At 36.2% G+C, this 20104-nt stretch carries 18 protein-coding genes; 6 read left to right on the top strand and 12 right to left on the bottom strand.

From position 1 onward, the window contains the following. Positions 1-284: 284 nt before the first annotated feature. The 4 genes from H4J59_RS10330 to queF all read right to left on the bottom strand — a co-directional run bounded on the left by H4J59_RS10330 (position 285) and on the right by queF (position 4575). Positions 285-662 (bottom strand): DUF3192 domain-containing protein, encoded by a 378-nt coding sequence (locus H4J59_RS10330; RefSeq protein WP_182239118.1) that lies wholly within the window; start codon positions 660-662, stop codon positions 285-287. 249 nt (positions 663-911) lie between these two features. Then, positions 912-1712 (bottom strand): flap endonuclease Xni, encoded by an 801-nt coding sequence (gene xni / locus H4J59_RS10325; RefSeq protein ID WP_182239116.1) that lies wholly within the window; start codon positions 1710-1712, stop codon positions 912-914. A 5-nt stretch (positions 1713-1717) separates the two neighbouring features. Then, positions 1718-3058, bottom strand: coding sequence for a nucleotide 5'-monophosphate nucleosidase PpnN (gene ppnN, locus H4J59_RS10320; RefSeq protein ID WP_182239114.1), 1341 nt, complete (start codon positions 3056-3058; stop codon positions 1718-1720). Between the two features lie 665 nt (positions 3059-3723). After that, complete coding sequence (gene queF / locus H4J59_RS10315; RefSeq protein ID WP_182239112.1) at positions 3724-4575, bottom strand: NADPH-dependent 7-cyano-7-deazaguanine reductase QueF; 852 nt, start codon at positions 4573-4575, stop codon at positions 3724-3726. Positions 4576-4646: 71 nt separating this feature from the next. Between queF and syd the strand changes: the two genes are divergently transcribed. After that, on the top strand, positions 4647-5231 hold the full coding sequence (gene syd, locus H4J59_RS10310; protein ID WP_182239110.1) for a SecY-interacting protein: 585 nt from the start codon (positions 4647-4649) through the stop codon (positions 5229-5231). 53 nt (positions 5232-5284) lie between these two features. On the opposite strand, the gene H4J59_RS10305 is transcribed toward syd, so the two are convergent. After that, complete coding sequence (locus tag H4J59_RS10305; protein ID WP_182239108.1) at positions 5285-5608, bottom strand: hypothetical protein; 324 nt, start codon at positions 5606-5608, stop codon at positions 5285-5287. 173 nt (positions 5609-5781) lie between these two features. Here H4J59_RS10305 and H4J59_RS10300 point away from each other — a divergent pair, with 173 nt between their 5' ends. Continuing rightward, positions 5782-6129 (top strand): DUF3192 domain-containing protein, encoded by a 348-nt coding sequence (locus H4J59_RS10300; RefSeq protein ID WP_182188960.1) that lies wholly within the window; start codon positions 5782-5784, stop codon positions 6127-6129. Between the two features lie 324 nt (positions 6130-6453). Here H4J59_RS10300 and H4J59_RS10295 read toward each other — a convergent pair whose 3' ends face one another. The 4 genes from H4J59_RS10295 to H4J59_RS10280 all read right to left on the bottom strand — a co-directional run bounded on the left by H4J59_RS10295 (position 6454) and on the right by H4J59_RS10280 (position 10507). Next, the gene (locus H4J59_RS10295; RefSeq protein ID WP_259369473.1) at positions 6454-7920 is read right to left on the bottom strand and encodes a DUF3300 domain-containing protein; all 1467 of its coding nucleotides are present in this window, start codon (positions 7918-7920) and stop codon (positions 6454-6456) included. Positions 7921-8071: 151 nt separating this feature from the next. Continuing rightward, a complete protein-coding gene (locus tag H4J59_RS10290) occupies positions 8072-9388 on the bottom strand; it encodes an ATP-binding protein (RefSeq protein WP_182239106.1) in 1317 nt (438 codons plus the stop codon). Between the two features lie 114 nt (positions 9389-9502). After that, positions 9503-10192: a response regulator transcription factor gene (locus H4J59_RS10285; RefSeq protein WP_182239104.1), complete on the bottom strand. Its 690-nt coding sequence runs from the start codon at positions 10190-10192 to the stop codon at positions 9503-9505. Between the two features lie 3 nt (positions 10193-10195). Next, complete coding sequence (locus tag H4J59_RS10280) at positions 10196-10507, bottom strand: PepSY domain-containing protein (RefSeq protein ID WP_182239102.1); 312 nt, start codon at positions 10505-10507, stop codon at positions 10196-10198. A 254-nt stretch (positions 10508-10761) separates the two neighbouring features. On the opposite strand from H4J59_RS10280, the gene H4J59_RS10275 reads away from it, so the two are divergent. Both H4J59_RS10275 and H4J59_RS10270 read left to right on the top strand, forming a co-directional pair. Then, the gene (locus H4J59_RS10275; protein WP_182239100.1) at positions 10762-11610 is read left to right on the top strand and encodes a choice-of-anchor H family protein; all 849 of its coding nucleotides are present in this window, start codon (positions 10762-10764) and stop codon (positions 11608-11610) included. Positions 11611-11786: 176 nt separating this feature from the next. Further along, positions 11787-12437 (top strand): GNAT family N-acetyltransferase, encoded by a 651-nt coding sequence (locus tag H4J59_RS10270; RefSeq protein WP_182239098.1) that lies wholly within the window; start codon positions 11787-11789, stop codon positions 12435-12437. Positions 12438-13911: 1474 nt separating this feature from the next. On the opposite strand, the gene H4J59_RS10265 is transcribed toward H4J59_RS10270, so the two are convergent. From H4J59_RS10265 to H4J59_RS10255, 3 genes are all read right to left on the bottom strand, one after another. Then, the gene (locus H4J59_RS10265) at positions 13912-15030 is read right to left on the bottom strand and encodes a hypothetical protein (protein ID WP_182239096.1); all 1119 of its coding nucleotides are present in this window, start codon (positions 15028-15030) and stop codon (positions 13912-13914) included. Positions 15031-15649: 619 nt separating this feature from the next. Continuing rightward, positions 15650-15952 (bottom strand): DUF3301 domain-containing protein, encoded by a 303-nt coding sequence (locus H4J59_RS10260; protein ID WP_182239094.1) that lies wholly within the window; start codon positions 15950-15952, stop codon positions 15650-15652. A gap of 8 nt (positions 15953-15960) precedes the next feature. After that, complete coding sequence (locus H4J59_RS10255) at positions 15961-17001, bottom strand: DUF3549 family protein (protein ID WP_182239092.1); 1041 nt, start codon at positions 16999-17001, stop codon at positions 15961-15963. A gap of 399 nt (positions 17002-17400) precedes the next feature. Between H4J59_RS10255 and truC the strand changes: the two genes are divergently transcribed. Then, positions 17401-18153 carry a tRNA pseudouridine(65) synthase TruC gene (gene truC, locus H4J59_RS10250; RefSeq protein ID WP_182239091.1) on the top strand — a complete coding sequence of 251 codons (753 nt, stop codon included), beginning with the start codon at positions 17401-17403 and terminating at the stop codon, positions 18151-18153. A gap of 1219 nt (positions 18154-19372) precedes the next feature. Further along, positions 19373-20095 carry a methyl-accepting chemotaxis protein gene (locus H4J59_RS10245; protein ID WP_182239089.1) on the top strand — a complete coding sequence of 241 codons (723 nt, stop codon included), beginning with the start codon at positions 19373-19375 and terminating at the stop codon, positions 20093-20095. The last annotated feature ends 9 nt before the right edge of the window (positions 20096-20104 follow it).

Genomic DNA, 20104 nt, shown 5'->3' with positions numbered 1-20104 from the left:
GCAAGTAATCGGATCCGTAGTCTACCATTAGTCGTAGTGGCAATAATTTGTGATAAATTTTGAGTCATATGTAGTAATCCTTTGTTAAGGATATTAGATCACAAAATTATCGGAATTGGTATTAGTTTGGATATTTAAAAGTAAAGGTGTTGTTTTCAGTGATAAACGCGATACGAATGACAGCCATCAGATTATTTATAAAGTGATGACTTATCAGACTAGCTAATATTTTATCCCTTTATGTTAAGTATAGCCGTTGTTAAATATTGCTGAGATGTGCAGCGTTAAAGCGCTTTAAACTGCTGATAAGCTGTTTTACCAATAGCGGTTAAAATACCATTTGTAAACAATAATGCGGTGCACTCATCTTGTGTAGTGATGCCGTCAGACTTTACATGCTGGGTACGGTAAAAGCTGACTTGATACCTGCTTTCGTTGACTATTTTTGCTTCGGTAATATCAGGACTACCTAGCTGTTCGATGGCACTATTAAAATTAAATTTTTTCAATTCAAGTTTAGCAATAAATTGTTGATTGTAAGCTTCTCGGTCTTCCCATTGCATGTTTGCAGGGCTGTCATCGTAAAAGTTGACCACTAGTGTGACAAATATACCGTATGCTGCTAATGCGACTAATATGATAGCAATAATTTTTTTATTCACTTTTATTCCTTAAAGCTTTTTTGAACATTATTTATTATTATGCAGATGAAGCAAAATTATTTTTGAGTCATTAGTTATTGTTAACGTTATTACTCATTATTAAGCTGTAAATAAAAGGTTAAGCTCTAAATAAAAAGCCAAGTTTTAAATAAAATTATAATGAACGTTTTAGTGCTTTTAATGGCTACAGTGAAAATGACAGTAATAGCTATCAATGTTACCAGATTGTTAATTGCTGGCAAGTGTATTTTAAAAGGGTAGTCTTATGTCTTTTAAATTAAACCCTAAAGGGATATCAATTTTTAATGTCAGTAGCTTGCGACTTAACGTAATTTGTTCATCATGCTGCAATAGCTTTTCACTGATGCTACTTTTTAAGTCTTTAGCATCCAGTATGCTTTTAATCGAGCCATACTGATTTAATAATTTTGCTGCGGTTACTTGACCTATGCCAGCTACGCCAGGAATTTTATTCGTGTTATCACCCGTTAAAGTCCATAAGTCCATTAACTTATCTGGTTTTACCGTGAACTTGTTAAGTACATATTCTTCGTCTAAATAACGACGATTAAAATAGTCATAGACCTTTATATTGGGATTGAGTAGTGATAAAAAACATTTGTCTGTAGATACCACTGTTACATTTTGACCACGCAATGCAACCTTTATTGCCAAGGTTGCAATTAAATCATCAGCCTCGTCAGCTTCTGAAACTAAAGAGTCAACGTGGTGTGCCATAAAGCGGTCTTGAATATCAGTTAACTTGTCAGCCAAATGCTCGGGCATTTTCTTACGGCCTTTTTTATAGTCAGGATAGATAGCATAACGCCAACATGGCGCTTGAGAGTCAAACACCGCAAGCGCATGGCTAGGCTGTAATTGTTCAATAATATTTTGTAAGGCTTGTTCACATGCTTTAGCGGTATTAAATAACACTTGTTGCTTGGTATTTTCAGCCAATTCATTGTTCAACAAAAATGGCCGTTCTTGCACAGCATAAATTCTTCTGATTAAATTTAAAGCATCAATTAATACCAAATGGACCGTCATAAAATTTAACCTTCAATGACTGTATAACAAGGAATGTATTTACTACCAGGTAGTTTCATTCTTTGTTGTTTGACGAAAGAATTCAATAGTGTATCCATTAATGCCATCATCTTACTATCACCACTTATTTTAAACGGCCCGTTTTCTCGGATGGCTTTTATGCCACTGGCTTTGACATTACCGGCAACAATACCAGAAAAAGCCCGACGTAAATTGGCGGCTAATGACGCTATGCTCTGGTCATAATGCAAATTTAATGAGGCCATGTTTTTGTGATCAGGCTCGAACGGCTGTTGAAATTCAGTTTCAATCACTAATGACCAATTAAAATGATAAGAGTCACCGGTCAATTTTCGATGTGCGACCACTTCTTCTGTACTTAATTTAAAGGTTTTTGCAACTTGTTCAGGGTCATCAATAATAATTTTATACAGTTGTTGTGCCGATTCACCCAGCGTGTTGGCAATAAAAGTGTCAAGTTGCTGAAAATATTCCGCACTTTCAATGGGCCCAGTTAAAATAATAGGCAATTTTTGTAACTGGTTTTTTGGATGTAGCATAATACCTAAAATATAAAGCAACTCTTCTGCTGTACCTGCACCACCCGGAAATATAATAATACCATGCGACATACGCACAAACGCTTCTAAGCGCTTTTCAATATCGGGCATAATGACTAATTCATTAACGATAGGGTTTGGTGGCTCCGCTGCAATAATACTGGGCTCAGTTAATCCTATATAGCGGCCAGTTGCATTGCGTTGCTTGGCATGACCAAAGGTTGCTCCTTTCATTGGGCCTTTCATCGCGCCAGGCCCACAACCCGTACAAATATTAAAACCACGCAAACCCAGGTGATAACCTACTTGTTTAGTATATTTATACTCTGTACTATTAATCGAATGCCCACCCCAGCAGGTGATTAAATTAGGTGAACTGTCAGGAATTATCGCGTTGGCATTGCGTAACATATCAAAAATAACATTAGTCACACCGTCGACGTCTTTAGTGCTGTAACCATCACCAATAAATAATATATCGCGTAACACCGCCGAAAGGTGCTCTTGAATACCCTTGATAATAACACCGTCGACAAAAGCATGCTTGGGCGGATTATCTAAGGCTAATTTAACACCACGCTCACGCCTTAATACTTTAATTTGAAAGTCTAAAAATTGTTGATATATATCTTCAGCATTATCGGTATGACTGCCGGCATTGAGTACAGCTAACGAGCAATTACGATAGAGATTATAGAGTTCACTGGTGGCGGATTGTTGTAAACGATCAACTTCTGCTTGAGACAGTAAATTCATTTTGCCAACAGGATTAATTTGGGTATGCATAATGGTACTTCCTCGTGCTGATTATTATCCGTAAATAAGGCTGTTTTCCGTCTTTTTAGCTTGATACTATGCAGTGTTAACATGTTGAAATTCGGTGGTTTATAAAAATAAAAGGTAGACTCGTCAACCTTTTACGTAATACATTGAGCTTGTTTACCACAGTGGATTTATCGATATTACTCAACAAATTCTTTGTCACCATAACCGCTAATAAAGCATCTTTGGCCATAACACTTGTTAAGGTAAAAGGTGTTGGTTTTTTGCTAAACTAGCGGTTTTTTAGCATATATTTTAAGTTGATTAATTTATTATTCAACAATATGTCATTGTCTTTGCAAGCGAGTGACAATTTATTATCAAGTTGTTCAATAATGCTGCTAGTGCGGCAAGAGTGAATCGCGGTATCAAATAAAGATTATAAACGGCTAATCGTTATTTTCGCGATAAAGCTTTCACCCATAAACTTTCAGCCATAAAAAAGCGCTCCAAAATATACTCATTGAATGGAAACAATAGCACTACATATGTTTTGAAACTATTGCTTTTACATCAAGGCTATAGAAATAGTTTATTGTCATATGATAATAATAAACACAACCATATAAAAAGCCAGTATAAGTGTATATCTAATAACTGACTGCTTAAAAACTACACATTGTGTTGGCTTATTGTCGTAGTGTTCTTAATTTAGGCGCTTTTGTTTTGCTTGTTGAGCGAAATGGATTAATGTCTAAGCCGCCTCTGCGGGTATATCGAGCAAAAACTGTTAGGTGTTCAATCTGACAAAAACGCTTGAGGTCACAAAAAATTCGCTCAACACATTGTTCATGAAATTCATTATGTTGGCGAAAAGAAATTAAATATTTTAATAAGGTTTCATGACAAATTTGTTGACCGCTGTATTCAATATAAATACTCGCCCAGTCAGGTTGATTAGTGATTAAGCAATTTGACTTTAATAAATGGCAAACTAAATATTCAGTCACAACATCCGTTTGAGTAGGGTTGATATTTTTCAGTATTTGAGGAGCAAGTTGGTAATGACTCACTTCAATGTCTAATTCATCTATACACAATGCGCTATCAGGGGCTATAGCTAGTGCAGGGCAGTTATTGACAGGAAAAAGTTTTACTTCTGCATTAGCGCCAGCGGTAGCTGATAAGTCCTTAATTAATGCAGACTCTACACTTTGCCACGAGGAGAATCTAGTCTGATTAAAGCTGTTTAAATACAGTTTAAAAGACTTTGACTCTACAATGTTTGGGCTGGTACATGGAAAACTAAATTCAGCCACCGCAACAACGGGTTTACCCTTGTCATTTAACCATGACAACTCATAGCCATACCAAACATCTTCACCTTTAAACGGTAGGTTGTTTGTTGTTAAACCTAAACTGTCTCTATTTAAGCTCCTAGGTACCGCTTGTAGTAATTCTGGGGTATATTGGCTGCAATAGCTTGTTACCTTTCCAAGCGTTAATTTGCTTAACGCTTTTACGTTTGTATAAGTACTCATTTTTGCGTAGCTTCTTCTCTGATTGTAACAAGGTTGAAATCTTTCTCTATTTTATAGGAATTAACTGTTAGATGAAAATATCAAATCACTCTCTTAATGAACTCGTATGGCAATTCTCTCAAGATTACTTACAAGCATACCAAGATAGGTTTCAACATTTACCTATTACCCAGAAAAATGAAGACTGGTCATCGCCTTGTGAGCAAGATGTGCATGAAGAAATTTTTTCTTTATGGCAGCCAATAAAAATGGCACAAGTGCTAATGTTTGATAATGTTGAAGCGGCCTTGGAAATCAAACTTCATGCTGACATTAAAGACTATTTTACCACTATTTATAGTGACAGCCTAGATGCCAGTTGCGTAGAAGGAGACTTGTCATTGTTATTTGCATGGAGCGAAAAAGACTTTGCTCGTCTACAAGAAAATATTATTGGCCATATTTTAATGAAAACAAAATTAAAACAAAAGCTAACGATATTTTTTGCGCTTACTGATGATGACGACCATATCATTTCATTAGACAATGACACCGGCTCAGTTTGGGTGGAAAAAGTGGGCCGTGAGCCACATAAAAAAATAGCAGAGACACTGGCTGAATTTATGTCGCAACTTACGCCACGGATACCGCCAACCAGTATTGAAAATGCTCAGTAAGCGATAAACTTCTCAAGCATTATAATTTTTTTTTGGCAGTGCTAAGCATAAAGTTAGCTATTTTTTTGCTGGCCTAACAATTGTTTTAGCTGTTGCTTTAATTCAGTTATATCTCGCTGCAGTGGCGCTAAAGCATTTGCTATCAGTAAGCTTATTTCTGTGTTGTTAGGTTTTGCTTCAGTCGAGATTTTGGTGGTGATTTCTTGATGTTGAGCCTGTATAAATTTTGGCTCGTGGTGCCAGTTTTTTAAAGCCGAAATTATTTTTGGCAAAGGTACTGCTTGATTCAGCTGACTTTTAATCAGTGCCACACTGGGCACTTTACCTTCATTGGCTAGCTTGTTGGCGATGATGGAAATTTCATCAGATATAGTCATAACGCATAACTCAGGTGTTAAAGAAACAATATTTTAGCGAAAAACACTAACGCTGTCTTGCTTTGTTTTTAGTTTTTTTATTTATATTCAATATAATCAGTTGGTTATGAAAGTGGTTTGGTATTTGCAAATAGCCTTATCTAAACCATTACTTTTGATAAGAGAAAAATAAAATGAAACAAACGTTATTAGCACTCATTGTTATTGCGCCGTTAAGCTTGACCTTAACCGGTTGCGTTATTGCCGTTGGCGGCGAAGATGGTCACTCTATTTCTGGCGACTTTGACGATAGAGAATATCAAAATAGAAAGAAAATCGCCGGTATACAATTAAACACCACGTTTGCTGATGTTTCTCGTGTAATGGGTGTAGCTGATTTTAATGAAACTTATTTCGATGACGGCAAAACGGTTAATGTAGTTTATTTTCGTACACATCGTTTGCACAAAGATGGCTTAACAACGAAAGATGAGTGTACAAAGTTAGTTTTTGTTAACGATGAATTAACTGCTATAGAGTAAGGGTGATAATCAGTGGTGTGTTGATCGGGCTTATACCAATCTCACTCATTATCTGATCATTTTTACTGGTTAAAACAATCCACTGCCGCGTTATTTATTTAATAATTAGAACAACTAGTTATTAAAATAAATGCCTTATATTTGGCCATTTTTCCTGCGTGTAAAGTAGACCACCTAATTAATGAAACTGGTATGAGTATCTCAAAGGCATGAGAAAAGGGTGATATCAATTGATATCGCCCTTTTTAGTCTTACCAACACAACATTTTCAGCATCGACTAACTATGTTATTAACGACCCGCTAGGATAAAAAGCTGGGGTAAATTAGTTATGCCGCTTTGCTCTGTTTTGATGTGTTCTGCTACCCCTGTTTTTTTGGCTGCGAGTTACCTTGGCGTTTGAGCGTTTATGCACGCTTTTTTCACTTGCTGAAGTTGGGCGGTTTTGGTAAGTTTTTTTAGGTGTTGTTACAGCTTTAATATAACTTTTCTCAGTACGGGCTCTATTAGTGATGCCTTGATCACTTTGCCTATAACTGTCTTTTTTTATATATTTTTTAACCTCATCATGCCTATTTATATTTAGATGCGGCTTAGCTGTTTCGATTTTATCGTTATAAGATTTTTTACTGTCTTTAGCTTGTTGCCAAGACTTGTTTTTATAGGCTTCTTGTCGAGTTAATGAGTTTTTTTTAAGCGGATTTTTGTTAATTTTTACCGCTCGATTAACCTGCAGTTTATGTTTCAGGCTTTGGTTTTTGCTTTTATTTTTACTGTGGATATATTTATTACCGGTATGTTCAGTACGGTGTTTATTTTTATTAACAAAAGGTTTTTGTTTTGTACGCAAAACCTTATTTTTTTGCAGACTAGGAGTGTAACTGCGATATTTCTTCTGTATGTTAGATGTGCGATACGCTACGCCTTTTCTATGGCGAGGGTTATGCTGCCAACGTTTTTTCTGATAACTGGTAGACACTTTTTTATTACTATGGTGTTTGTAATAACGAGACTTGTGATGATTAACAACCACATGACGATTACTCCAGTGCATGGCACCAAAGAATAGTCCAACAGTCAGGTGGACAGGGTTATGCCAATAATAGGCGCCATGATGCGAAGCATAGTGCACAGGGTGTTGCCAAAAAATGGGTGGATAATGTGACCAGCGCCAATCGCCATAAACGACTCGAGTATCGTAATAAGGCACATAAATAATATCAGGCTGTCTTGACTCTATGACTATCGTTTGGCTTTCTCGAACAACTTTGACGTTACTCATATTTTCAAGGTTACCTGCTTGATCTGCTTGTTGACGCAATCTTTGTACACTGGCAAGCACCTGTGCTTCATCTTGTAAAAAAGCATCACCTAAATTAGTCATCCAATGTAAATCTTCACTTAATTTTTTAAGTATGTTTGGAAAAGGTAGTAGGGCTTTAACGCTAGGATCCCAATCTTTGTCTTCTGCGGCATCAGCAAGTGCTTGAGTACTTAGCCGGCTATTTTTATTTAACCATCGTTCGGCGTCAACAACTTCAATAGGATAGGTTGTGGCAATAAGAATGTGACTAAGCAATGCGTCTGGATATAATGCGATGGGCGCTAGCATTTGTGCTAACTCAGCATCAGTAAAGTGATTAGCTTGCTCGGTTAAGCTAGGTTCAATGTTTGACTCATTGAAAGTTACACTGGTGTTGTTAGCGGCAAAACCAAGGGTTGAAAACACCAAGGCGCTTGATAAAAATAGCATTAAATAAATCAGTGAGTTTTTAAAGTTAATTTTTTGCATCTTGCTAATCCTTAATACGTATGATTAAAAAGCGGCCTATTTGCACTAGCTAGTGTAAAACAGCTGAGGTAACTTTTTAAGTTATGCTAGTAATATAACTGCTGTAAACTGAACGTTAGCTGAATCGAGTGCTTATCTGGCGAGTTAAATTTTATAGTGGGAAATTAAGCGTAAACTTGGCACCTTTTAGTCGCGCTGACGACTCAATAAGTATACTACCTTGGTAACTATTGACTAAATCTCGCACTATCGCCAAACCAATGCCATGACCATGTTGATAAGTGTCGGCTCGAGTACCACGTTGTAATATCTCTTCTCTTAAATTAGGTGCGATGCCAGCACCATCATCTTCAATAATGATCATCATGTTTTTGGTACTGTGACTGATCTCAAGTTGTACTTCTTGCTTAGCGGCTTTGCAGGCGTTATCTAATAAGTTACCTAGTATTTCTAATAGGTCAGCTTCATCACCTTTAAAGTTGCATTCATCGGTAATATTGACCACAAATAATAAGGATTTATCGCGATATATTTTTTCTAAACTTTTGATTAATTTATTGGCTATTGGTGCTACCGCTGTACCCAAGTACCAGGAGGATTGGCCAGCGCTTTGTGCCTTGCGTAACTGATATTCAATGATGGTATTAATAATATTGAGCTGCTCTTGAGTTAGTGGCGATAGCGTGGCTTGAGTTTGCATAACGGCCAGGGGTGTTTTTAAACTATGAGCGAGATCTGATAAGGCATTACGATAGCGTTGGCGCTGTTTTTGTTCGGCATTTAATAATAAATTCAATTGCTCAGTCACTTGATGTAGCTCGGTTGGATAAGTGCCCATAAGACGTTCACTTTTGCCTTGTTCGACATCACTAAGCTCTGTTTTTAAGGTTTTTAACGGCTTTAACGTCCATAACGACCAAAGGTATTGAATTAATAAAAGTACCAGCATTAAACCGGCTAACCCTAGCATTAATTGGTGATGAAATTCGGCCATCATCTGAGTTAAGTCGTTCTGTTGCTTAATAATATGTAGGGTCATGGGCAAAGGTTGTTGTTCACTGCCATAACTGACACTTAAGCTATAAACAAAGTGTGGCTGCGCTGCTATCTGAGCTTGATAAAATGCACTTTCTCCTAAGTGAGGTTGTTGAAAGTTTTCTGCCGGCCATGGCGAGAGTAATGACTGAGAACTCCAAAGCTTTTCAGATGAAGTGGGTAGCTGATGCGCCGTATTTTCTTGCATGGTTGCTGAGCTACTAGTGAGCACAGCATATAAACCTGACTGGCTAACATTAAATTGCGTTTCTAATAACTGCTCAGGCATCAGCAAGCTGTTATTTTCAACTTCAATAATGGCTAAAATAGAGTAGGAATAAGCAGAAAGTTCATTTTTTAAACTAGCAAGCATATGTTTTTCATAGGCATTACTGATAATTAACCCAACAATGGGCAATAAGATAAAAATCATTAATAAGGCACTAAGTAGTACTCTAGTTTTTAATGATTTAAGTGACTTTTTTAGCGAATTTAACAACTAAATTTACCTTTTGTAAAATAAAAGCCCAATGCTATGTTAGTTTAATTAACCAGAGGTTAGGTGCGTTAAGTCTTTTAATAAGTAGCCTTGGCCACGTAAAGTTTCAATAAATTGGTATTGGTTTTCAGGGTCAAGTTTCTTTCGTAGTCGGCGGATAAAAACTTCTATCACGTTGGAGTCCAAGTCAAAGTCTTGATCATAAATATGCTCAGTGAGCTGTGTTTTTGATTTGACTTCACCTAAATGGTGCATTAAGTATTCAAATAATTTGTATTCATAACTACTGAGCGAAATAACCTGTTGATTAACGCTCACTTGCCTACTTGCGGTGTTAATCGCAAAGGGGCCATTTGCGATTAACGGACTTGCTTGACCAGCACTGCGTCGAATTAAGGCATTTAACCGTGCTAATAGCTCTTCAATATGAAAAGGTTTAGTTAAATAATCATCAGCGCCAGCCTCTAATCCAGCGACTTTATCTTGCCAACTACCACGCGCCGTGAGTATTAATATAGGAAAGCTAAAACCTTGTTCGCGCAAAGAATTAACAAGGCTCACGCCGTCAAGTTTCGGTAAGCCTAAATCAATAATAGCCGCATCGTATGGAAACTCTTGGCCTTGAAATAAGCCATGCTCACCATCACTCGCTACATCGACACAATATTTTGCCGTGATTAAATGATCTTTCACATGCTGTTGTAGATTTTTATCGTCTTCGATGAGTAAAATTCGCATTAATTAGTTTCCTGATACACGGCCTGATTGGGCGTCAACGTTAACTGAAATTACATGACCGTTGTTTTTAAGTAACTTTACCCGGTAGCTTGGATTTTTTTTAGAACCATTGTTATTAACTTTTAATATTTTACCGCCAAATTTATTTTGGACAATACGGGCCGCTTGTTGAGGACTAAGTGATTTAGCACTGTTAGATTGACCATATTTAGCTTTTACAATCATTAAGCTATTAGGTGTAGCCTCAATACTAGCAAACACGGGTGCTGCTATTAATGACGTTACTACGCTTAACATAAATAATTGTTTTTTCATTGTGAAACCTTATTAAAACGACTTGATCAAAACGCGATTGTCAAACAGTGTAAAATAATGATGGATAGAATCCAAGTAGGGTTTATTTTAAAATAACTAAACTGAATGCTTTCTGAATATAAGCTCACTGTTTTATCAAGCTGCATATCATGGTGTTTAATGACGGTAGTATTTAAAAGTCAAAAAACCGTGTTCAGCTAGGGTTCAGAATAACTCAGGTTAAATGACAGCCATACTTTATCGAGGCTATCATTATGTTTAATAAAATTTTTTATAAACTGTTTAATCAGAAATCTACAATCAAGTTAACGGCAATATTGTTGTTGGTCAGCCAAGTGTCTTTTGCACAAACACAGCTACAAGATGAACAGGCAAGTCGCTCTATTAGCGGATTAAAAAATAATGTCGTCGAGCGTGAAAAAACTAATCTAAAAAGTAACCCTACACCTGAAGAGCAGATTAAGATTTCCCAGAGAACCTTAGCATTTAAAGGCATGAGTCGACCTGAGGTAAGCTATGCCCGCCAGCAAAAAAAGACAGCACTTTTACGCACCTCAGCGCTAAGTCAAGATGTTGAATATGACGCCGGTTCGTATCATAGCTTTTCAATTTACAGCGGTTACAGTGAACTTATTCTGGATATTGATGAAGACGGCTATTATCAGCGCTTTAGCGTAACATTTGATGCCGATATACTATCGTCAATGGCTAATGAGCAAGCTGTTGTTTATGCTGATTTATACCTGAGTCGAAATGGTGGACCTTGGGTTTTGTACTATTCTAGTGATGACTTTGTTATTACTGGCGAAGATAGTGAAGATGAATTTGAAGTGATTACTCAGTTAGATTCAGGTTATGTAGCAGATCATTATGATGTGTTAATTGACTTATATGAAGTGGGTTTTAGTGCTGTGGTGGCGACTTACAGTGCAAGTAATACTAATGCGCTTTATGCACTGCCATTAGAAAGTAGCGACTATGATCCTGAGTATATAGCGGTTGAATACTACGATGAACACTCAGGAGGCAGCAGTTGGTTGTTGTTTGGCGCATTATTGGCCTTAGTTTACCGCTATTGTGTAGTTAAATTCGGACAATATTAAAAAATTAATTAAACTGACAAGGTTATGTTATTTCGTAGTAATAAAGCGACTATTAGCGAAAGTAGCACGGCTTATCGCTTATCTCTAGTAATAAAGTTTGACCTGATTTCTAATATCCTGATATGGTTAAGAGATAAAAAAACAATAAAAATCGTACTATTTATGAGGGACTCTAGATGTCACCAGAAGTCATTGAAAAAACCAATGTCGATATAAAAGCTGCATATCTTTCGGCTGAAGATTTAAAATTAGCCGCATCATTATTATACCAAGCGTATCATGACGATCCTGTGTTTCTTGAAATATTCTCTGCGGATAAAAGCGATTATGAACAACGTTTACGGGCAGCGATACGCGAAGAACTGAATGTTTTTTGGCAAGCAAAGCAGCCAATGATCGGTTTGTATTTAGGTGAAACCATGGTGGGCGTTGCCTGCTTAAATAACCCTGAAGAAGGTGTGTCATCTGAGCGATTTTGGCATTGGCGTTTGAAAATGTTGCTTGGTGCAGGTTATTTTAGTACCAAACAAATGATTGAAAAAGAAAAAATTGTTTTAGCGACAGTACCGTTGAAAAAATTTCACATGTTGTCTTTTATTGCTATACACCCATTACATCAACACCATGGCTTTGGTCATTATCTAATGGCAGCGGTAAATACCATTTTAGCAGAGCATAAAGACAGTGAAGGTGTTGCCGTTTACGCTACCAGTAAAAAATATAAAGCATTTTTTAAAGACGTAAACTATCAGTTCATTAAAGAAGTTGCTGTCGGTAATGTCTCTGGTTCTTTGATGGTTTATTATCGAGAAGCAGCGGAAAATTAATGCTTAATCATCTAACTGTCAATCTTGTATAAGTAAAGTGATACAACCAAAAGCTTTACTTTAGCTAGCTAAATAATCAACTTGTTACAAGGACTATGGTTTTCATTGATTATGGGCGACTAGCATTTAGTTATTGGCTGTGATGTTATATCGACATTAGCATTTAACCAACTGAAAGATTTTCTCATAACATTTCTAGTAGGTTTTTTGTTATAGACCCGTATCACTTCTGACTTAACTCCCAACGAGCAAGCCAAGAAAGCGCCACCTTCGGTGTTATCGATTTTGGTGATACTTTTACACAGAGGCTTTTATAGAAACGTTCTTATATAGACAACCCAATATAGGCGTTCTCACATAGATTGAGTTACTCAGGCTCTGCACACGCAGTTGCTGAGAACAAGGATTTTTTGCTGTAACCGACTTCGCGCTACTTTTACCCTTTACTGAGCTGCCTTAAACTCTGTCTGGTAGCGAACCCTTTCTCGCTTGCACAAGTCTGCATCTTAAAGTGCAAGGACTACAATACCAGTAGTTTGTTTTTCGTACACCTGAATATGCCAATTCAATGTAAGACATGTCTCACATTACTGTAAGATATAATACTTTTGATATACATATAAATCTTTGAGTGTATTTTAAGTAATTGTTTTTATATGCCTATTTTTTATTTTTATCTGCGGAGATTGATTGTTTGATGTTTTTTTAAATCACCTACTTTAAAAAGTTAGCATTTAGTCTACTATTATACCTGTCAGGAAGACAAAGGGATTACGAATAACGGTAATGGCTTACCAATTGGATGCTTAGATTAGCAAAGAGATAGGATGTCTCGCAAGGATGGGATGAATAATTGTCACGGAATAATCATCAGGAAGATGAATATAGACAAATGATGTAACTAGGATGGTTATTATTAAGGACAATATGGACAGCAAAAGGTTTGCTAGGAAAGGCTAAGGACAGCTCTTTATGGATGAAGAGGGAACATTATATATTTATGCAGGATGCATATAAGCTAGTTTTAGAAATGCGGTTCATTGAACCGCTTTTTTTTGTCTAAAATTCACTCAACGTACTAATGCTAGTCTAATTTTAAGCCAATATGACTAAAAAATATTGTCTTAAAGTCATCTAATATCTACTGTTTACTCATATTATTAGCGGTTTTTTATTAAAATTTTTCACTATTATTAGCTTAATATGGCTTGTCAACAATCAGAGCTAGCAATCAGATAATCATTTAATAAATTAAATAGATTAGTGCTCAGGCAAGAAAGTAAATAATTGACCTTGTGTACCAATGCACTGAAATTACTATCTAAATCTTAAATAAATATGCCTTAATTACGTTGAAATTAATGATCTGACAAGAGATATTTTCACAGCTTATTTTAAATAAGGTTATTAAATACGCTTTAAATTCAATCATAAATGAATTTAAAGCTGTTTTATTTTTATTTATCAGGCTAAATCAATATTCAATTAAATTGGCATAAAAAGCTGATTTCCCTAACTTAGCTTGACTGCCTTTTAATGAGAAATTGTAGCCGCAGAGTGAAAATTTGTTTTTAAAAGCGATATTTTCAATTAACGCTTTGGTGTCTAATGGCGAAAAATAGGCATAATACTTGTTATCTGTTGTGCTGACACTATAGGTTCTAATCACTTCTTCTTTCGTAAACTCGATGCTTTTGCAACTTTTATCACCTTCAGCAGTGCCTAGGGCCCAAACGTTAAGGTTATTTTCAACACTAGCTTGCCACTGGATAACAATAGCGTTATTGGCAGCGATCATGATAGAGAAGTTGTCTGGTAATGTTATTTGATGTTGAAATTCTTTTGCTGTTTTTTGAATTTCACTTGTGTGTTCCACAGGATTATCAGCCGGCGTTGGCTGAGTAAATAGCATTGATATAATGAATGCTATTACTAATAAAAAGCTAATCAAGGCTATAATGAGTTGGCTGTTTTTCTTGCTAAAAAGCGCTAAGCGAATTGACTCAGCAAGTTCGATTTTATCTTGCGAACTATCACTGAAGTGATTGGCATGGGTGGTTGAAGAGGTATTTTTACTGTTATCTGCAAGTGGTGAATAATCATTTTTATTAATTGAAGATTGACTTATATTGACACTATCCATAGTAGGCTCAATACGTTGGCTGTTGCGGGAATTAGTTTTTTTTAGTTGTTGAAAATCAGACAAATTAACTGGACCATTATAACCAAGTATATAGCGCCTTTGACTTTTGCTTGGGTAAGTTAAAAGTACTACCATCATAAGTAAAGGTATTAATAGCAACCAATAGCTGCTGTTGTAGCCAGTAAAAACAATAAAAAAACCTGTCACCAAAAAACTACCCGCAGGCGCTAGAATCCAAGTGTTATGTAGATGCGCATCATTGAGTCGACGCCGAGTAGCCGCTAAGTATGTTGATGAACATAATAACAGTATAAAAATAGCGATTAATTTATAATCACTTAAGCTTTCATTTAGTATGATAAAAGCAAGAAAACATGTAAGACTAATAAAGATAAAACGTTGTCGGTTATCAAAACCGTGCCAGCAAAATAGCGACTTGATAAGTTGCAAAAGACCTCCAAAAATAAGTTAGCTATATGGCGGTATACGCTAACTTGAAAATTACTAAAATAAAACTCAATGAGAGTCATTAAGGGTAACCAATTTTTCCTGCGAAGTCAGTTTATCTGAGATATTTGTTTGTGCATTTATAGTCATTGATCAAACTAACAAAAATAAAACTTTATCTACCTGTTTTAAAATATCAATTAATACCAATTTCATTAATTAGGTGGTCTACTTTATACATAGGGAAAATGGCCAAATATAAGGCATTTATTTTAATAACTAGTTGTTCTAATTATTAAATAAATAACGCAGTAGTTGGTTGTTTTAACCAGTAAAAATGGTCAGATAATTAGTGAGATTGGTATAAATTAGACTCTATACTGTCAAGCAGACACAGTACGAGGGAAGCGATTCAGTACAGCGCAAAAATAGCATTGTATTTATAGCGTTAATCAGAGAGTATTGGGTTATTTAATTTAGGTTAATATGGATACCTTGCAGGACGCGTAGGTTATTCATGGAGTGAACAGATCCTTTGTGGATGATGTGTTAAAGGATCATCAGTTAAATCAAAAAAAGCGACTTAAGGTCGCTTTCCTTTAGGCGTTTATTTAGCGTTGTGTCAGTTAACTCGGTAAGGGGGCGTGTCGATATTGTCAAGTTTGTAACCGCGTAATATCATTGTGCCATGGTATGTAGATTCACCGTCACCACTAAATTCAAAATCAAAATGACTTAACCAATGTGGTCCTAAACGTTTAGAGAACCTAAATCGACTCGATAAACGCGCTATCGCTATAAATTGCAACTTTTCATGTTTACAATATTTATCAACATGGGAGCGAGCATACTCAGATACTTTTCGTAAATATACAAAATACCAAAAGAGTAAGCCGATAAAAAGTAGATAGTAAATATTTTCCATGAGAATGCCTATGGTTTAAAAAGCGTGCCAATGGCTTGGGCCAAATCAGGGCTGCGTTTTGGTGAACGAATGGCTTGCAATAGTACGGGGCGTATCATCGGTATTGCAACTAAATCTTTAAATATTGCTGAAAATAAGGCCTTGTTTTTATCTTTTATTAAATGCTCTAAGTAGACAAAAAGCATTTTTTCCGTACTTAATATTGGCCATAAACGACCCGCAATAATAATCAGTATATCTTCATCTAACCTTTGATTAATGATTAAATTATTCAGCAGGCTTTGACTATAAGTGTGCTCTGTACTCGATGCAAGTGCACGTAACAACGCGATGGTAATGACGGTATTGTTACTGGCTTGTGCTTGTTGAAAACGTAGTGTTATTTGCTCAATAACGTCCTCAGGTAAGCTAACGTTTTCAAGTGCAGAAGATAAGGGAACAAGTACTTGTTCAGGCAAGTAACTTAAAGCGTTTGTTAAAACTTCACTATTGTTAGCTTCGTTGAGTCGAAAGGCAAAGTCAGATAAACCTTGCACCCCAAGGTCTTGCCAAGCTTCCCATCCGTTGACACCCGATAAGTAACGTTGTGCAGGTGCATAAAACTTGCTAGCCGATTGTTTAAGCGACGTTGACAAAACACTATTTATCGCGGCTAATTTATACTGGGCCGGTGTAAAGTGATAAGGGTTTTTCTTCAGTAACGCTTCTTGTTGCTCGGTTGGATTTACCGTAAGGTTTTCACCTAAGGCTTCAACAATAATGGCAATAAAATGATTCCTAGCGCCTTGATTTAATAGACCTCGTTCATCTAACGGTAGTTTGACAAACCATAAATAAGGGCTAGTAGATTGCTTTTGCCAAAATGCAATGGCAAGCATTGCATGACCTTGAATTGGAAAGGGGTAAGGCAGTTGAGCTGCTTCAATTTGTTCAAATTGCTCTATTGATATTTTATCTACTCGACGACCGATGTCGTAAATACAATATTGAGAATCTGATAAGTTCAGTAATGCTGAAATTGAAGAAATAGTGTCCGAAGTTATACTCATAGAATCTACTGTCGCTATTAAAAGTTTAATAAGTGGCTAGGTGTTGTTATGACTCAACATTATAGAGATAACGCTGCTTTAACTCCACCGTTAATCTTTATCCGGTGATTTTAGATAATTGCAATGATTATTAGCTTATATCTATAAAATTTTTACTGCACAATTTATATTTAGCACTTAAAGTAGCACTGCTGTGACGTTAATAAATCCAGCACTAAATTTGAGAAGGTAAAAATATATTTTTGACCGCTAAATTGGCTAAGTACTATTTTTATCGAACGATTAATAACAACAATACAACAATACAACAATAACAAATATTGACAATTTGGCCTGTGAAGTATTGACCAGATTATTTTGAGCAATATAAGTTAATATCAGAGAGAAAAATAAATTAACATGACAATTAAAAATGCGGGTACGGTAATTGTTGAAAAACCACTATTGAAAATTTTATATCAAGATGAATATCTTGTGGCTGTTGATAAACCCCCAGGGCTTTTTGTCCACCGAAGCTTTATGGACAAAGATGAAATTTACTTTGCCTTACAACTTATTCGTGATCAAATTGGCCAATATGTTTACCCATTACATCGCCTTGATAGACCCACATCAGGTGTGTTGTTATTTGCCTTAACCCAGGATGTAGCTCGCTTAATGGGGCAAGCGTTTAGCGAGAGAAAGATAAAAAAAACTTACTTTGCTTTAACGCGCGGACATTTGCTAAATGACGGGGTTATTGATCACCCATTAAAAGAAAAGCTTGATGATTTAGGAGATAAAAATGTTAGCCGTGCTAAAGAAGCGCAAAGTGCAGAAACACTCTACAAGTCAGTCGCTATTGCGTCATTGCCGGTGCCCTTAGGTAATTATACAAGCGTGCGATATTCGTTAATTAAATGTCAACCTCATACGGGACGCCGTCACCAAATTCGTCGACATCTTGCTCACTTACGCCACCCTATCATTGGTGATATAAATTATGGTGACAATAAGCAAAATCCATTTTTTGGTGAACACTTTGGTTTTAAACGTTTAATGTTAATGGCTAAACAGGTGGAGTTTATTCACCCCGTAACAGGGCTGGACATATTAATTGAAGCTGAGTTTGATGAACAATGGCAGCAGATATTTAATGTCTTTAAATGGTAATACTCGGCTTTTACAGTCGTGGTGTATTATTTGTCTCAATCTAACGAATCACGGGGTGTTAATTTACATTGCTCATTCTTTGTCGCAAGATTTAAGCTAATTACGTTTGGCTGATACCCTACTACCTTAAATGATAGTGGGTATTAGCCTATATATTCTATGGTGCTAACGCTCGCATAACAATATAGAAGGCTAAGGAGCTCTGAATTTTCACACCTGCTGTGGGTTCTAGATAAAGTTGGAAACTGAAATTATTAGGTTTAGATACCAAAATATCTTTCAAAAAATTTAAGTTAACAGTCTCCTGATCGCCGACGTTGCCCATTGATTGAAATATATATTTTTTTGATGGAAGTTTTGTCATTGAGTCATCTAGGCTGACAGACAACTAGGCCACAGCCGTCGTTCATCATAAAACTGCTAATGCTAACTTTGTGCGTAGTGTTGACATAAATAGGTTAAACAAAAAGGTCAACTTTCCGATTATATAGCTGACATATTTTTCGTACTCCTCTGGTGCAAAGGGGCACGAGGCGTTATAAAATCTTTGATCCTATTTTGTAACACTTAGTTAAGCTTTTTTGATATTAACTGATTACTCTACCACTGGCAGCAACTCACTTCATAATTGACAGGAGTTCGATAATTAAGTTTGAAACCCCTTTTTTTAGTGCAATTGCACCATTTTATTACCAGAAAGCGGTTTTTAAATGGGTATATTTTAAAATAATACTTTAAAAACAGTTAATTATGTTTTGGCGTATATCTTGCTTTAGGAAAAATGCAATTAAATTGAGTGTATATGAATTATTATGGTCATTTTTCTACCAGTTGAATATTTAATAAGATTATTAGGCCTTAAGCTAACTTTAATCTGTTTTATTACATTAATGCTTACCTTAATTAATACTGTTCCTTTTTTTGGAAGTACAGAGGCTGCACTATTTTCTGCTGTCATTCTTTATTTTTTTTCGGGCTAACAGTAACCTTTTCACGCCAAGAACATCAGTTCAATTCAATCATAAATAATATTGACCCGGTAAGTTTTGACTACCGAAGCCTGAAGTTCGATACGTTATTATCCAAAAACACGTCAATTGCACTATTACAATCTTTTCGAGAGTTATCGCGTATTAATCAGCAGCAAAAAAATAAGTTAAAGGAGGTAACTTATTCTGCAAGCCAAGTAATAGAAACCACGATAAGTTTATCGAACAATGTGGAAAAGCAATTTAATGCAACATCGTCGACCGCAGCTGCAATTTTAGAAATGAGCCAATCAATTAGTGAAGTCAGCAGTAAAATCTCCGCAGTACACAGCTCTGCTAAGCATGCGGATAAAATAGTACAGAGTGGACAAAATCATATTACTTTGTTAACAGGCGCGATATTAGAGGTAAGCAAAGAAGTGTCTCAAACACAACAAGGCATGCAAGATTTAGACGATTTGGCACAGGAAGTCACTTTGATCACTGAATCTATTCGAAAGATATCATCACAAATCAATTTATTAGGATTGAACGCATCTATTGAAGCTGCGCGCGCTGGTAGTTTTGGTCGAGGCTTTGCTGTTGTGGCAGAAGAAGTTAGAAACCTAGCAATAAGCACCAATAGTTCTAGCGATCACATAGCCAATATAATCAATCAGGTATTAAGCCAAAGCAGTAATACTGTTGAAAGTATGAAACTTGTCTTCGACAAAACAAATGCTTGTGGTGAAAAAGCAAAAAATGTTAACAAAATGCTGGAAAAAATAGCCTTGGCAACAGACTCAGTGCAACAGGAAACAGAAGTCGTTTCAGTAAATGCCGAGCAACAAGTCTTAGCTACGGAAGAAATATCACGACATGTCGAGCAAATTGTTCAAAGTTCAGAAGCCAATGCTGACATTGCTAAACAAACTGAACTTGTGGCAGAACACTTGAGAAAACTTACCCATTAGCTGTGCAAA

The sequence above is a fragment of the Colwellia sp. MB02u-10 genome (assembly GCF_014077185.1).
Taxonomy (GTDB): Bacteria; Pseudomonadota; Gammaproteobacteria; order Enterobacterales; family Alteromonadaceae; genus Cognaticolwellia.
The sequence above is the reverse complement of the archived record's forward strand: the minus strand, read 5'-3'. Positions and strand labels throughout refer to the sequence as shown.